Consider the following 15,238-nt stretch of genomic DNA (forward strand, 5'->3'; position numbering starts at 1 on the left):
ACCCTCGCCAGACCGGGCCGCCTGCGCTAGTTGCTGGAATGTCCCGGACGCCGCAAACGTCCGGCAGATGCGATCACAAGCTCCGCCGACGCACACTCATGGCGGCTGGTCATAGGGGAAAACCACGATGAAGCTCACATCCGGCATGGTCGCCGCCGAGGTCAAGGGATCGGTCGGCTGGCTGATCTGGGACAACCAGTCGAAAATGAACGCGCTGTCGCCGCCGATGTACCCCGATGCGCTGACGGTGATCGAGGCGTTCGAGGCCGATCCCGCCGTCAAGGTGGTGGTGATGCGCGGGGCCGGCCAGCGGGCGTTCATCTCCGGCGCCGACATCTCCAGCTTCGAGAAGACGCGCTCCGACGCCGAGGCGGCGGAGCGTGCCAAGGTGGCGCCGGAAAAGCTGCGGCAGGCCATGCTGACCATGGCAAAGCCGCTGATCGCCATGATCCGCGGCTATTGCCTGGGTGGCGGCATGGGGATGGCGCTGAACGCCGATCTCCGGTTCGCCTCCTCCGACAGCCAGTTCGGCATCCCGGCGGCGCATCGCGGCGTGGCCTATGCCCCGGACGGGTTGAAACAGCTCGTCGACGTGGTGGGCCCCAGCGTGGCCAAGGACATCATGTTCTCGGCCCGGCGGCTGAAGGCGGATGAGGCGCTGCGCGTCGGCCTGGTGAACCGCGTGGTGGAACCCGACGAACTGGAGGCGATCACGGTGGAATACGCCGAAACCCTGGCAGCGAACGCGCCGCTGTCCATCCGCGCCTCCAAATACTTCATCAACCAGCTCGGCCTGGAGCGCGCGCAGCGGAATGAGGCGCGGATGGCGGCGATGCAGCGGGAGGCCGCCGATAGCGAGGATTTTCAGGAGGCGACGCGGTCCTTCATGGAAAAGCGCCGGCCGGTGTTCCGGGGGCGGTGAGACGAGCGGATCCCGTCCGGATCCCGCGTATCGTCGCCGGCTTGCGCGACACCGCCCGCCGGCCTGTCGCGCGGTCCCCCCGGCCAGGGATGCCGTGGCCGCGGTGGTGCGGTGCGTTCACTGCCACCCCCGCGGCCGCCCCCGCGTGAGGGCGGCAGGCCGGCACCGGCAGGCAGTCACTCCGGCTGGGCTTCCTGACGCTCCACACCCAGGTTCTTGCCGTCCTTGATGATGCCGATGCCGAACGGGAAGAACAGTCCCTGCGCAATGCCGAACTGTTTCTTGCCGGTCCAGTATCCCTTGCCGATATTGGGGTCCTCCACCGGCATGGTGCGCAACACCGCGGCCACCTTCTCGGCGTCGTCCGTCCCGGCCGCCTGCACCGCTTTCAGCGTCAGTCGCGCGCCGGGCAGGTACGACCAGAAGGTGGTGCCCCCCATGGGGTCCTTGCCCAGCAGCGCGCGATATTCATCGTCGATGGCGCGCACCTTCGGGTCATCGGTCGGCACCGCCTCATACCAATAGAAATCGCGCAGCACGTCCAGCCCGCCGCTGACCCGCAGGATCTCCGCCGTGCCGGGTCCGCCGACGCGGCCGATCGGACCGGTGAAGCCGGCCAGACGAAGCTGCTTGACGATCACGCCCGCGTCGCCCGGGGCCGAGGACGCCGTATCGACGGCATCCGGATGCGTGGCCAGGACGCGGGTGATGATCGGCGCGAAATTCGTCGTGCCCCGCTGGAAAAACTCCGTCGTGGCGGTGACGCCGTTGTGCTTGTACGCCGCCGCGTCGACACCCGCGACATCGGTGCCGGTCTGGTCGTTCGGCACCACGATCACCACGGTTTTCATGGGAAATGTCTTCATCGCCCGTTTGATCAGCAGGTCGGCCCAGACGGCCGGCGGCGGGCTGACCTGGAACATGAGCGGAAACCGCGGTTCCAGCGCATTGTTCGCATAGGCCGCGTTCCACGCAAGCTGCTGGTTACGGGCCGCCACCGGCTTGACCGCGGCATTCTCGATCGAGCCAACCGGACCGATGATGATGTGGATATCCTGTCCCGCCAGGACGTTGGCACCGGCCGCGGCACCATCCGCGGTGTATTTACTGTCATATGATACGACGGAAACCTTGCAGGTCTCCCCGTTGATTTTGATGCCACCCGCCTTGTTCGCCTCGGCCGCCGCCAGCTCGGCGGCACTCTGCATCGACAGGCCCCACTGCGCTCCGCTGCCGGACATCGGGCCCATGGCGCCGATCTTCAATTCGCAGGGTGCCGCCAGAGCCAGCGCGGGCATCGCTATCAGCGCCGCCGCCAGACGCCATTGCCTCATCGATCCGTCCCTCCGTTTCGCCGCCGGCTGCTGATGGCCGGCTGGTATCGCAGTCGAGGCTCAGCCAGAAAGGCAGGACCGTCAAGGCGAGGCCACGGACAGGCGAGGCCGCGGACGGCGGCAACCGCCGCAGCCCGGACGCTACCCGAGCCGGCTGCAGGTTTGCTTCATCACCGGTCCCTCGCCACGGCGGGACGCAACGGCGGAACGGTCGGCATCAAGGATTCCTCGGCATCAAGGCTCCCGCGGTATTACAGCCCCCGCTCCGCCTTCGTCGCCGCCAGGTCGTCCTCGATGAATGCCCGCACGACCTCCAGCACCGGCTCATGCGCCGAGAAGCCGAGGGTCCGAGCGTGCAGGGCCTCGAAGGCCGGGGGCCAGGTGGAGACGATGTCGGCGATCGCCTTGTCCTCCACCCGCTTCACCTGCTTCGATGCGCCGGGTGCGACCTCGTCCAGCGCTTGCAGCAGATGGGCGACCGTGGTGCTGATGCCCGGCGGATCGATGCTGCGGTCCAGCCCCATCGCGCCGGTATCCATCGCCGCCGCGTGCAGCAGCCAGTCGACCGCGCGGCGTGGACTGCAAACCCAGACCGAGAAATCGTCCGGCACCGGCAATTCGGTCTCCAGCCCCAGCAGCGGTTCCCGCACGATGGCGGAGAAGAAGGAGCTGGCGGCCTTGTTCGGGCGGCCAGGGCGCACGATCACGGTGGGCAGGCGGATGGTGACGGCGTCCAGGAAGCCGCGGCGGGAGGCGTCGGCCAGGATCAGTTCCGCCGCCGCCTTCTGCGCACCATAGCTGTTGCCGGGGACCTGCCGCGCATTGTCCGGCATGGTGCGGTCCTGGCTGCCGCTGAAGCTGGCGACGGAGCTGGTGAACACCACGCGCGGGCGGGTGCCCAAGGCGCGGCAGCGGTCGATCACCGCATCGGTGCCGCGCAGGTTGACGCGGCGGCCGAGGTCATAATCCGCCTCGGCGGCGGCGCTGACCACGGCGGCCAGATGAAAGATCACATCGGTGCCGGCGGGCACCGCGGTGTCCGGCAGTTCCACGAGGTCGCCGGCGACCGAGGCCACCGGAAACAGCGCCTCGGGCTTCGGCGGGGCGGCCATGTCGAACAGGGTCAGGCCGGTGACCGGCTTGCCGCCCAGCGTGCCGTCCTTGGCCAGTCTTGCCGCGATCTTGCGGCCCAGGAAGCCGCCGCCGCCCAGGATGGAAATTTTCATCGACCGTCCTCCTTCGCCCGTTCGGCGTTTACGCGCTGCCCGATGTCCTTGGCCAGCCCCAGTGGTCGGCCCCAGTGGTCGGCTCCAGTGGTCGGCCCCCGTGGTCGGCCCCTATGGTCGGCCCCCGTGGCTAGCCCATGCGGGCGGATCCCAGGGCCGATCCCTCGGTCTTGCCAACCGGCGGGGGGCGGGCCAGCATCCCGGGCATGTGGTTCGATCCGCCGACAGAAATCCCCACCCGCGTGCTGACCCGGATGCCGGACCGGTTCCGGCGGCTGGAAGCCTCGGAATGGTCGGATGCGAACCGCGCCGGGCTGCCGGTCGATTGTTTCCTGGAAGGCCCGTGCTACGACGCGCGGGGCCGGCTGCACGTGGTGGACATTCCCTATGGCCGCATCTTCCGGATCGAGCCGAACCTGGACTGGACGCTGATCGCCGAATATCCGGGTTGGCCAAACGGGCTGAAGGTGCAGCCGGATGGGGAGCTGCTGGCCGCCGACTACCGCCACGGCCTGGTGCGGATCGATCCCGAAACGGGCGCGACACGGGCCGTGCTGCAGACGGTCATGAGCGAGAGCTTCAAGGGCCTGAACGACCTGACCCTGCACAATGACGAGTCGATCCTGTTCACCGATCAGGGCCAGACCGGCCTGCAGGATCCCACCGGCCGGGTCTGGCGGTTGCACAAGGACGGGCGGGTGGACAAGCTGATCGGGACGGGACCGAGCCCGAACGGGCTGGTGTTGAATACGGCACAGACGCATCTGTACGTGGCGATGACCCGCTCCTGCGAGGTGTGGCGGTTCCAGTTGCGGCCCGATGCCGTGGTGGGCAAGGCGCAGTGCTTCGCCCGCGTGCCGCCGGGACTGGTGGGACCGGACGGGTTGGCGATGGACCGCACCGACCGGCTCTATGTGTCGAACCCTGGCCATGGCTGCGTGTGGGTGATCGATCCGCATGGCGTGCCGCTGTATCGGATCCAGTCGGCGGTGGGGCGGATGACCACGAACTGCGCGCTGACGCCGGACGAGCGCAGCCTGGTGATCACGGAGTCGGAGAGCGGATCGATCCTGATCGCCGATGTTCCCGCTCCCTGATTGAACGCACGCCGCGGCGTCGCGCTCGGCGCGCCGGCCACATCGCGCTCAGCGCGCCGGCCAGATCGTGCCGGGGCCGCGTCCCGGTCGCGCCGGCCGGCCGGAAGCAATACGCCAACTTGTCTAGACAACATATGCCGGCCTGCGTGCGCGTGGACATGTCGGCCCAGGCATCCGTCTTCCCTCGGCCGGAGGTTTTGATGACAGTCCGGTGACGCAGCAGCAGACGGATACACGATGGCCGCCGTTCTTCCGCTCGCCGTTTCCATCCCCAGGCGCCGGGTGATGGCGGTGGCCTGTACCGCTCATGCCCTGCACGACGGATACACCGATCTGATCTATGTGCTGCTGCCGGTCTGGCAGCATGAATTCGGCCTGAGCTTCGCGGCGCTGGGCGTGCTGCGCGCGTTGTACACCGGCGCCATGGCCAGCCTGCAAATCCCCGCCGCGGCCGCCGCGCGGCGCTATGGCGCGGTCTTCATCCTGGCGTCGGGCACGCTGCTGGCCGCGGGCGCCTATGTCGTCATCGGCGTGACCGGCGCCGGGTTCGCGGTGCTTGCCGCGGCGCTCCTGTGCGGCGGCGCCGGCTCCGCGACCCAGCACCCGCTGGCCTCGGCCCTGATCTCCCGCGCCTATGACGATAAAGGCTCAACCCGCGCGGCGCTCGGCACCTATAATTTCGCCGGCGACCTGGGGAAGATGGCGATCCCGGCGACACTGGCCTGGCTGGTGACCATCCTGTCCTGGCGCCATGGCTTGGGGCTGATCGGGCTGGCCGGCATCATCCTGGCGGCGTCCATCGCGCTGTTGCTGCCGGCGCGGCTGGGCAGCGCGGCCCAGGTCACGGCGCAGGTCCGCTCGACCGGCAACAAGCCGGTCACCGGGGCGCCGCGCTCCCTGGGGTTCCGGCTGCTGCTGCTGATCGGCGTGATCGATTCCGGCACCAGGATGGGCTTCCTCGCCTTCCTGCCCTTCGTGCTGAAGCTGCAGGGTGCCGGGTTCGAGACGGTCGGCCTCGCCCTGAGCCTGGTCTTCGCCGGCGGCGCCGCCGGCAAGTTTGTCTGCGGCATCCTCAGCGCCCGGATCGGCGTGCTGGCGACGGTGCTGCTGACCGAGGGCGGCACCGCGGCCGGCATCCTGGCGCTGCCATTTCTGCCGCTGACGGCCAGCCTGGCGCTGCTGCCGCTGCTCGGCCTGGCGCTGAACGGCACATCCTCGGCATTATACGGCAGCGTGCCGGAGCTGGTCCCCACGGCGCAGCAGGAGCGGGCGTTCGGAATTTTCTACACCGGCACGATCGGCTCCGGCGCGCTGGCACCGATCATCTATGGGGCGGTCGGTGACGCGGTCGGGCCGATGCACGCGATCACCATCGTGGCGCTGGTCTGCCTGTCGACGATCCCGCTGGCAATGGTGCTGAACCCGTTCCTGCCGGGGCGGCGCTGATGGGACGACGCTGATGGGACGACGCTGACGGGGCAGCGATGACGGGACGACGCTGACGGGGCAGCGATGACGGGACGCGCCGGTCCTCGCGGTGATGGGGCCATGCCGCTGGATGCCCGAGCGGACACAACCCGGCGAGCCTTGCCTTTTCGCCGCCGCGGCCGCACTTTCCGGCCGATTTCCAGACAGCAGAGGTGCGTCCCACCATGACCGGCGAATTCGTTTCCATCTGTGAGGTCGGCCCCCGCGACGGGTTGCAGATCGCCAAGACCCGCATGACCACCGACGACAAGGTCACCTGGATCAAGTCGCTCGCCGCCGCCGGCATTCCCGAGATCGAGGTCGGCAGTTTCGTGCCGCCCCGCGTCATCCCGCAACTGGCCGACACCGCCGAGGTCGTCGCCCGCGTGCTGGCGGAGGTGCCGAACGTGGTGGTCCAGGCCCTGGCGCCGAACCTGCGCGGCGCGCAGAACGCCTACAATGCCGGCGTGCACAAGGTCTCCATGCCGGTCTCGGTCAGCGTCGGCCACAGCAAGGCCAATCTGAACCGCGAGCCGTCCAAGTCCATCGAAGTCATGAAGGAGGTGATGGACTGGATGAAGGCGCAGGAGCGGCATGTACCGGTGATCGTCGGCGCCTCCACCGCCTTCGGCTGCTCGATCGACGGCGTGGTGAGCACGGCGCAGACGGTGGCGATGTGCGAGGGGCTGGCGAAGGCCGGGGTGGAGCACATCATGCTGGCGGACACGGTCGGCTACGCCCATCCGGCGCAGGTGAAGGAGGTTGTCCGCGCAGTGCGCGAGGCGGTCGGGCCGGTGCTGTATGGTCTGCACCTGCATGACACGTGCGGCCTGGGCATCGCCAATGCGCTGGCCGGCCTGGAGGAAGGTGTGCGGGCGTTCGATTCCTGCCTGGCGGGCCTGGGCGGCTGCCCCTATGCGCCGGGCGCGTCCGGCAACGTGGTGACCGAGGACCTGGTATTCATGCTGGAAAGCATGGGCTTCCGCACCGGCATCGATATCCCGAAGCTGCTGGAATCCCGGAAGGTGCTGCACGCCGGCCTGCCGGCGGAACCGATGCACGGCCAGATGCCGAAGGCCGGCCTGCCGCCGACCTTCCGCAAAGCGGCGTGATCCCGGAGGGGGAAGGCGGCTGGCGCCGCTTTCCCCGTGATTGCGCTCGACACGAACGACCTGTACTGGCCGGTGAATCGAGCGTGATTCACGAATGATTAAGGTTTGCACGTCAAGCTGGGGCCGATCCGGCGTGCGGGGACGGCAACCCTTGCCAGTTTCGTCAACCGGCTTATGGTTTTGACTCGTGACGGAGAGACCGAGGGTGAGACGCCCGACAATCACCAAGCCTGGAAGGATCTGTCAGGACGTCGTGGCGTTTCAGCGCGCCGCAGATAGTTTTCTGCATGAAGCAACCGCTTCGAAGAAGGCCGCGCATGCGGCCATGATCCGGCTGGGTATCCAGGATACAAAGGGGAATTTGACGAAACGATTCAAGTAGCGTGCATACGCTCAGCACATCGTTTGTGCTCGGCTATCACGGATGCGACCGCAACGTCGCGGACCGGGTACTGAGCGGCGAGCCTTTCGTTCCGAGTCAGAATACCTATGACTGGCTGGGTCATGGCATCTATTTCTGGGAATCGAACCCACGCAGAGGTTTGGAATTCGCCGAGGAGCTCATGGAAGCGCCTCGGGGGACGCCGCGTATCTCATTCCCAACTGTTGTCGGGGCCATCATCGACCTGGGCGTTTGCCTGGATCTGACGACCTCGGCCGGGCTTTCGCAACTCGCGATCGGCTATGACGTCCTGAGGCAGATTGCCGACAAGAGTCCGTCCCGAAAAATCCCGACCAATAAGGGGCTGCGCCGAAATCTGGATTGCGCAGTACTCAACACGGTCCGGCAAATTCTGGAACGGGAACATATCAGGATTGACACGGTCAAGGCCGCCTTTATCGAAGGCGAGCCCGTCTATCCGACCGCCAACTTCTACCGAAAGACGCATATTCAGATCTGTGTCTGCGAGCCCGACCAGATCAAAGGCGTGTTCCGCGTCCCGGTCACCTCTTTGCGCTGAAGCCTTCCGAGATCTGATGAAATCCTTACGGACTCTGTAGGATCCGCAACTTTGGAGGCTGCTTCCCGATGACCGACTGACAAAAGCCGGGCTCGGCTGTCGCGAACCGGCTGCTCAATTCAGAAAAATCTTCCCCGGATTGAGAATCCCCCGCGGGTCCAGCGCCTGCTTCACCGACCGCATCACCGCCATCGTCTCGACGCCATGCTCCTGCTCCAGGAACGCGCGCTTGCCGATCCCCACGCCATGCTCGCCGCTGCACGAGCCGCCCAGGGCCAGCGCGCGGGCGACGATCTTCTTGTCCAGCTCCCAGGCCCGCTCCAACCCGTCCGGCTCCGGCGGCACCAGGATCACGGTGTGGAAATTGCCATCCCCCACATGCCCCACGATCGGCGCGATCAGGCCGGAGGCAGCGATATCGTCCTTGGCGCCCAGGATCGCCTCGTTCAACCGTGAGATCGGCACGATCGCGTCGGTCGGCAGCCCCTTGTAGCCGGGTTGCAGCGCCAGGCAGGCCCATAGCGCGTCATGTCGAGCCTGCCAGAGTTTCGCGCGCTCGGCGGGATCGGTGGCCCACCGGAAGCCGGCGCCGTTGTAGCCGCCGGCGATATCCTGCGCCTGCCGGGCCTGCTCCGCCACGCCGGCCTCGGTGCCGTGGAATTCGAAGAAGATCGATGGCAGCGCCTCCAGCCCCTCCAGCTTCGAGTAGGCAATGCAGGCGCCCATCTGCACGTCGTCCAGCAGTTCCATCCGAGCGACGGGGATGCCCATCTGCAGGATGGCGATCACCGTTTCCACCGCGTCAGCCAATGTCGGGAACTGGCAGACGGCGGAGGAGACGGCCTCGGGGATGCCGTGCAGGCGGAGCTGGACCTCGGTAATGACGCCCAGCGTGCCCTCGGACCCCACGAACAGACGCGTCAGATCGTAGCCGGACGAGGATTTCCGGACACGCCCGCCGGTGCGGATCACCCGCCCGTCGGCCAGGGCGACGGTCAGGCCCAGCACATTCTCCCGCATCGTGCCGTAGCGCACGGCGTTGGTGCCGGAGGCGCGGGTCGCGCACATGCCGCCGATGGTGCAGGACGAGGTGCCGGGATCGACCGGAAAGAACAGGCCGGAGTCCCGAAGGTGCTGGTTGAGCTGCTCCCGCGTCACGCCGGCCTGGACGCGGCAGTCCATGTCGGCCTGGCTGACATCCAGCACGTCCGTCATGCGCGACAGGTCGAGGGTGATGCCGCCGCGGACCGGCGTGACGTGACCCTCCAGTGAGGTGCCCGCGCCCCACGGGATGACCGGCACGGTCTGGGCATGGCATAGGGCCAGCAGGCGGGCGGCTTCGTCCGTCGTTTCGATGAAGGCGACGGCGTCCGGCAGCACCGGCGGCTGGGTGTCCTGGCCATGGGAGTGGTGGTCCCGCAGGCCGGTGTTGGTGGTGATGCGCTCACCCAGGAATTCGCGGGCGGCATCGATGACGGTCTGAACGGACATGGGCCGTTTCCTGTGGTTCCAACGTGTGGATCGGAGGAATGGGCCGGTCCGTTGCTTGGCGCAAGTGTCACGTGCGGTGGATTTTATGCCGATGCGGCGGCCGGCTTGCGGTCCAGCGTGACGAGGTCGGCGCCCAGCGTGCGGGCCAGCCAGAGACGGGCGTCATGGGCGGTGAGGCCGGATGCGGCGCGCGGCGCCCCCGGAGTTCGGCCAGCAGGCCGGCTTGGGTCGGTTTCCGCTGGGGCCGCACCCTTCCTCGATGAGGGGCGAGCCCTTCGCCTGCGGGGAACGCCTGTGGGGAACGCCTGTGGGGAACGATGGTGCGGCTTGGTCTTTCGGCTGAAAAATCGGCTAACATGGTCAAGCAGAGGGAGTTGTCATCATGGCGGGGTTTGTCGGCGCTCAGCACGAGTTTCACGATGCGGCATTCGTGCAGAACTGGGCGGATCGCTTCGTTCCCTCTCCTCCAAGACTGGCGTTGTTCGATATGATCCTCGACCGGATTCGCCGCCTTCCCGTTGCCGCCCCCAACGTCCTGGAGCTTGGTCTCGGCCCCGGCTACATGGCTCGGCATATCCTGCAACGGCACCCGACACTTCAGTATGAAGGGATCGACTTCTCCTCGGTATTTCTTGATGTCGCGAAACGGATACTCGGCGATCTGCAGACCCGGGTCGCCTTTACCCAGGCCGACCTGACCGACCCATCCTGGCCGGATCGTCTGGTCCGCTCGCCACATGCCATCATCTCGACCTGGGCCCTGCACGACCTGGGAAGCCAGCAGGCCGTGGCCGATGTCTACGCGCGGTCATGCGAAACGCTGCCCAAGGGCGGCATCCTGGTCAACGGCGACTTCATCAAGCCGGACGGAACCGAATGGGACTACGAAGCCGGCCGGTTCGAGATCGCCCGTCATCTGGAATTGCTGCAACAGGCCGGCTTCACCGAGGCGGCCTCACTGCATCACTTCGAGCCGGAGCTGGACAATCCGACGGCAGCGCAAAACTACGCCTGTCTCGTTGCGGTGAAGTAGTCCACTCGCCGCCTCGGTTGCTGCCGCGCGCACCGGCAGCGCGGCGCTTTATCGGAACGACTGAAACAATCCGTCTCAAGCATACCCTATCAACTCTTTGATCCAGGAGTGCGATTCACGCCCTCAACCCGCCGGCTTCAGGCGATCGCCTAGAACCGCGCCCGCTCCTTCGCCTCCCCCACCGCAGCGACCGGCGCCCCCGCCACCGCCGCGGCTTCGGCATCCCGCCGTCCCACCACCGCCGCCGGCAGCAGGAGCACCAGCGGCACGGTGATCGCGGTGGTCAGGGAATTCGCCCAGATCAGCGTCTCCATCGACACACCATACTTCTCGATCAGCACCGACCCGAACCAGTCGGTGCCGAACAGCGCGAAGTTCCGCACGCTGACCATCAGCGCGAAGCCCAGCCCCTCACTGCCCGCCGGGGTCGCGCGCACCGCCAGGTCCATCAGCGCCAGCTCCGCCAGGGTGAAACCGACGCCGTTCAGCCCGTCGATCACCTGTGCCCGTTCCCACGACGAGTAGAACAGATAGCCCAGATTGGCGACCGTCCCCGCCGACATCGAAACGATCAGCAAGGTCCGCAAATTCAGCTTCCGGCACAGCAACCCATAGGCCAGTGCCGCCGACACGCCGCAGATTCCGGCGATCAGCCCAAGAAATCCCTGCATCTGCGTCGTCATGTGCAGATCGTTCTGCTGTCGGTAGAACATCGCCGTGCCGAACCCGGGTGCCAGGTAGAACAGCGCCATCAGCCCCGCCGCCCCCCACATGGTCCGCGCCGACGCGATATTGCGCAGCTGGGTGCGCGCATTGCCAAAGACCTCGGTGGGGGAAATGCGCAGCGTCCGTTCATGCAGGAACAGGATCGTCACCGGGATCAGCACCGCGACCACCATGGCGGACGCCCCCGCGGTCCAGGCAAACGCAACGGACGCCAGAAATCCCGACAGCGGGCCGACGAAGATCGAACAGGCCTGCTGCACGAACTGACGGATCGCCGTCAGCCGTCCAGACCCCGCGGTGGCCTGGGCCGTCTCCACCATATAGCCGCCGATCACGGTGCTGCAGATCACCATGAACACGTTCAGCACGATCGCCACCGCCAGCAAATGCGCGTAATCGCGCGGCGTGAAGATCATCGCCACCCAGGACAGAGAGGCCAGGGCGGCACCGACGATCAGGTAGCCCTTGCGGCGGGAGCCGAACAGCGGAAACGCATCGGTGACCACGCCGAAGAACGGCTTCAGGTACCACGCCAATCCCGCCCAGAAAAAGAACGCCGCATTCGCCGCTCTGTCCAGGTGCAGATCATTCTTGATCAAATTCTGCAGCGGCAGCCGCGCCAGCACCTCGGTCTGCGCCAGGGTCGTCGCCAGGATGCCGGCGACGATGACGATCGCGGCATGCCGCAGGGTTTTGGTCGGGGTGGTGTCAGGTGCGGCCATTCTGTATCGACGCCAGTCAGCGGGACGCTACCATGGCGCCGCGCCGCGCGATGCGCCAGCTTGAAGGAAAGCGAATGACCCCGACCATCAACGCCGACCGTCTATGGCAGTCCATCATGGCTATCGCCGAGATCGGCGCGATCCCCGGCAACGGCTCCTGCCGGATGGCGCTGACGCCGGAGGATACCGCCGCCCGCGCCCTGTTCATCGGCTGGTGCCAGGAATTGGGCCTGGGGCACGAACAGGATGCGATCGGCAACCAGTTCCTGCGCCGCGCCGGCACGGATGCTTCGGCCAAGGCGGTGGCGTTCGGCAGCCACCTGGACACCGTGCCCACCGGTGGCCGCTTCGACGGCGTCGCCGGGGTGCTGGCCGGTCTGGAGGTGCTGCGCGCGCTGGACGACGCCGGTGTGAAGACCAGGGCGCCGCTGGAGCTCGTGAACTGGATGAACGAGGAAGGCAGCCGCTTCCGCCCCGCCATGATGGGCAGCCGCGTCGCCGCCGGCACGTTCAGGCTGGCCGATGCGCTGGCGATCACCGACGATGACGGCATCTCCGTCGCCCAGGCGCTGGCCGAGTCCGGCCAGGCAGGGCCGCTGACCCCTGCCCCGCGCGACTGGAGCGCCTGGCTGGAGCTGCATATCGAGCAGGGGCCGGTGATGGAGGCCACCGGCGCCGATATCGGCGTGGTGGTCGGCACCATGCACGCTCGCTACTTCCAGCTTTCGGTGATCGGGGAGCCGAGCCATGTGGGACCGACCGAGATGGGACGGCGGCATGACAGCCTGGCGGCGGCGGCCGAAATCATCCTGGCAGTGGAAAAGATCGGCCGGGCGGCGGAACCGGACGGCCGTGCCTCGGCCAGCTGGATCGAGAATATCCCCAATGCCCGCGGCAATGTCTCGCACCTGACCCGGCTGCACTGCGACGTGCGCCACACCGACGCCGCGGCCGCCGTGGCGATGGAACAGACACTGCGCGCCGTGTTGTCCGATATCGAACGGCGGCGCGGCGTCCGGATCGAGATCGATCCCTACACCACCTTCGGTCCGATCCTGTTCGACCAGAGATTGGGCTCGCTGATTCGCCGGAAAGCGGCGGACCGGCAGCTCACCACCCGGGACATGGTGGCCGCCGCCGGCCATGACTCGGTGCTGATGGCGCCGCTGGTGCCGACGGCGATGCTGTTCGTCCCCAGCGTCGGCGGCATCACGCATAACCCGAAGGAGTATTCCACGCCCGCCCAGCTCGCCCACGGCGCCCAGGTGCTGCTGGACGCGGTGCTGGCGCTGGCCGGGTGATGGAGGAACCGTCAGTGCGTGCTCCGCACCAGCCCGCCCGGCAGCGCACCGGTCGCGACGCCGTTGCGGTAGATCACCTGCCCCGCCTTCACCGTCGCCACATAGCCGTACGCCTTCTGCATCAGCCGGCGGCCGCCGGCCGGCAGGTCCACCACCATGCGCGGCCGTTCCAGTCCCAGGTTCGGGAAATCGATCACGTTGATGTCCGCCTTCATGCCCGGCGCCAGCACGCCGCGGTCATGCAGCCCGGCAAACCGCGCCGGCTCCCGCGTCTGGCGCCGCACCAGATCATGCAGCGGCAGCCGGTCCTCACCCCGGTCGCGGCCCCAATAGCTGAACAGGAAGGTGGGGAATGACGCATCCGAAATGAAGGCGACATGCGCCCCGCCGTCGCTCAGGCCGGGAATCACGTGGTCGCGGCCATACATCTCCTTCACCGCGCTCAGATCGTAATTCGCGTAATTGACCAGGCAGGTGAAGATGAAGCCCTTGCCGTCATCCTCGATCAGCATGTCGTAGGCGACGTCCTGCGGCGTGCGCCCCTGCCGAGCGGCGATGGCGGCGATGGAGTCCTCCTTGGCCGGCGTGTAGTTCACCGGGTCGGTGAAGCGGAACATCCGCTCCCACCCGATGCGGCCCAGCAACGACCAAGTGTTGAACTCATGCGGGTCTTCAGAGACGATTCTCGCGCGCACCGCCGGATCGCGCATGCGTGCCAGGCGTTCGGGCAGCGGCAGATGCGCGATCTCATGATAGGTGCGGGTACCGGCGAACGGGTTCTGGCTGCCGGTCAGGCCCAGCAGCGCGCCGATCGGCCGCGGCGGCGCCACGCAGCGCACCGGCACGCCCTCGGCCACTGCCTCGGTCGTCAGCTCCAGCAGGTCCTTCCAGGCTGTCGTGCCGTCATGCCGTTGCGTCAACGACAGCACCAGCGGCCTTCCGGACGCCGCCATCACCCGGCGCAGCATGGAAAACTCCGTGGCTGGATCGGGCGTGTTCCAGTCCGAAGTCATTTCGATGAATCCTTTCCCCGCATCCTTCAGCCCCAGCGCGATGCCGGTCAGCTCCGCCTCCTGCGCGCGCAAGGTCGGCGTTGCGTCGCCCGCCAGCGTCTTGTGGGCGATGGTGCGGGAGGTGGAGAAGCCGAACGCGCCCGCCTTCACCGCCTCGGCGGCGAGTTCCCGCATCTGCCGGATGTCGGACTGGTTCGCATCCTCCAGCCGCAGCGCCCGCTCGCCCATCACGTAGACGCGCAGCGGCGCGTGCGGCAGCAAGGCGCAGAAGTCGATATCGTGCGGCCGGCGTTCCAGCGCGGTCAGGTATTCGCCGAAACTTTCCCATGTCCAGTCCAGCCCCTCGTGCAGGCAGGGGCCGGGAATGTCCTCCACACCCTCCATCAGCGCGATCACGGCGGTCTGGGTGTTCTTGCGCACCGGCGCGAAGCCGACACCGCAATTGCCCATCACCACGGTGGTGACACCGTGCCAGGAGGACGGGGCAAGACGGGAATCCCAGATCGCCTGCCCGTCATAATGGGTATGCAGATCCACCCAGCCCGGGGTCACCGACAGGCCGGCGGCGTCGATCTCCTCCCGCCCGCCTGCGTCGACCTTGCCGATTTCCGCGATCCGGCCGTCCTTGACGGCGACGTCGGCGGTGAACGGCGTTCCGCCATTGCCGTCCATGACCGATCCGCCACGAATGACAATGTCAAATTCGCTGGCCATACCTGGGCTCCCTTCCCGTATGATTGGCCCCCTTGATTGGCCCCCTTGTTTGGCCCGCTCGGGGTCCGCGCAGTGTCGTCCCGGCGATCCCCTTCAGGCAAGCGCAATCGGATGCCTT

The 15,238-nt window shown here is 67.3% G+C and carries 12 protein-coding genes; 7 read left to right on the forward strand and 5 right to left on the reverse strand.

Going from position 1 to position 15,238, the window contains the following annotated elements; genetic code table 11:
- Positions 1–127: 127 nt before the first annotated feature.
- On the forward strand, positions 128–922 hold the full coding sequence (locus VHC04_RS03765; RefSeq protein ID WP_325678094.1) for an enoyl-CoA hydratase: 795 nt from the start codon (positions 128–130) through the stop codon (positions 920–922).
- A 176-nt stretch (positions 923–1,098) separates the two neighbouring features.
- Here VHC04_RS03765 and VHC04_RS03770 read toward each other — a convergent pair whose 3' ends face one another.
- Together VHC04_RS03770 and denD are read right to left on the reverse strand one after the other, a co-directional pair.
- Complete coding sequence (locus VHC04_RS03770) at positions 1,099–2,256, reverse strand: ABC transporter substrate-binding protein (protein WP_325678096.1); 1,158 nt, start codon at positions 2,254–2,256, stop codon at positions 1,099–1,101.
- A 251-nt stretch (positions 2,257–2,507) separates the two neighbouring features.
- Positions 2,508–3,482, reverse strand: coding sequence for a D-erythronate dehydrogenase (denD, locus tag VHC04_RS03775; protein ID WP_325678098.1), 975 nt, complete (start codon positions 3,480–3,482; stop codon positions 2,508–2,510).
- 206 nt (positions 3,483–3,688) lie between these two features.
- On the opposite strand from denD, the gene VHC04_RS03780 reads away from it, so the two are divergent.
- From VHC04_RS03780 to VHC04_RS03795, 4 genes are all read left to right on the forward strand, one after another.
- Positions 3,689–4,579 (forward strand): SMP-30/gluconolactonase/LRE family protein, encoded by an 891-nt coding sequence (locus VHC04_RS03780; protein WP_325678100.1) that lies wholly within the window; start codon positions 3,689–3,691, stop codon positions 4,577–4,579.
- Between the two features lie 237 nt (positions 4,580–4,816).
- Positions 4,817–6,025 carry an MFS transporter gene (locus VHC04_RS03785; protein ID WP_325678102.1) on the forward strand — a complete coding sequence of 403 codons (1,209 nt, stop codon included), beginning with the start codon at positions 4,817–4,819 and terminating at the stop codon, positions 6,023–6,025.
- 206 nt (positions 6,026–6,231) lie between these two features.
- Positions 6,232–7,158, forward strand: coding sequence for a hydroxymethylglutaryl-CoA lyase (locus VHC04_RS03790; RefSeq protein ID WP_325678104.1), 927 nt, complete (start codon positions 6,232–6,234; stop codon positions 7,156–7,158).
- A gap of 383 nt (positions 7,159–7,541) precedes the next feature.
- Complete coding sequence (locus VHC04_RS03795) at positions 7,542–8,120, forward strand: hypothetical protein (RefSeq protein ID WP_325678106.1); 579 nt, start codon at positions 7,542–7,544, stop codon at positions 8,118–8,120.
- Positions 8,121–8,234: 114 nt separating this feature from the next.
- On the opposite strand, the gene VHC04_RS03800 is transcribed toward VHC04_RS03795, so the two are convergent.
- The gene (locus VHC04_RS03800; RefSeq protein ID WP_325678108.1) at positions 8,235–9,611 is read right to left on the reverse strand and encodes an FAD-binding oxidoreductase; all 1,377 of its coding nucleotides are present in this window, start codon (positions 9,609–9,611) and stop codon (positions 8,235–8,237) included.
- A 382-nt stretch (positions 9,612–9,993) separates the two neighbouring features.
- Between VHC04_RS03800 and VHC04_RS03805 the strand changes: the two genes are divergently transcribed.
- Positions 9,994–10,644, forward strand: coding sequence for a class I SAM-dependent methyltransferase (locus VHC04_RS03805; protein WP_325678110.1), 651 nt, complete (start codon positions 9,994–9,996; stop codon positions 10,642–10,644).
- A 149-nt stretch (positions 10,645–10,793) separates the two neighbouring features.
- On the opposite strand, the gene VHC04_RS03810 is transcribed toward VHC04_RS03805, so the two are convergent.
- Positions 10,794–12,092, reverse strand: a complete 1,299-nt coding sequence (locus VHC04_RS03810) for an MFS transporter (protein ID WP_325678112.1) — start codon at positions 12,090–12,092, stop codon at positions 10,794–10,796.
- Between the two features lie 74 nt (positions 12,093–12,166).
- Here VHC04_RS03810 and VHC04_RS03815 point away from each other — a divergent pair, with 74 nt between their 5' ends.
- Positions 12,167–13,393: a M20 family metallo-hydrolase gene (locus tag VHC04_RS03815; protein ID WP_325678114.1), complete on the forward strand. Its 1,227-nt coding sequence runs from the start codon at positions 12,167–12,169 to the stop codon at positions 13,391–13,393.
- A gap of 11 nt (positions 13,394–13,404) precedes the next feature.
- On the opposite strand, the gene VHC04_RS03820 is transcribed toward VHC04_RS03815, so the two are convergent.
- Positions 13,405–15,120: an N-acyl-D-amino-acid deacylase family protein gene (locus VHC04_RS03820; RefSeq protein WP_325678116.1), complete on the reverse strand. Its 1,716-nt coding sequence runs from the start codon at positions 15,118–15,120 to the stop codon at positions 13,405–13,407.
- Positions 15,121–15,238 lie beyond the last annotated feature (118 nt).

Origin of the sequence: Rhodopila sp. (genome assembly GCF_035548095.1) — a bacterium.
Taxonomy (GTDB): Bacteria; Pseudomonadota; Alphaproteobacteria; order Acetobacterales; family Acetobacteraceae; genus Rhodopila.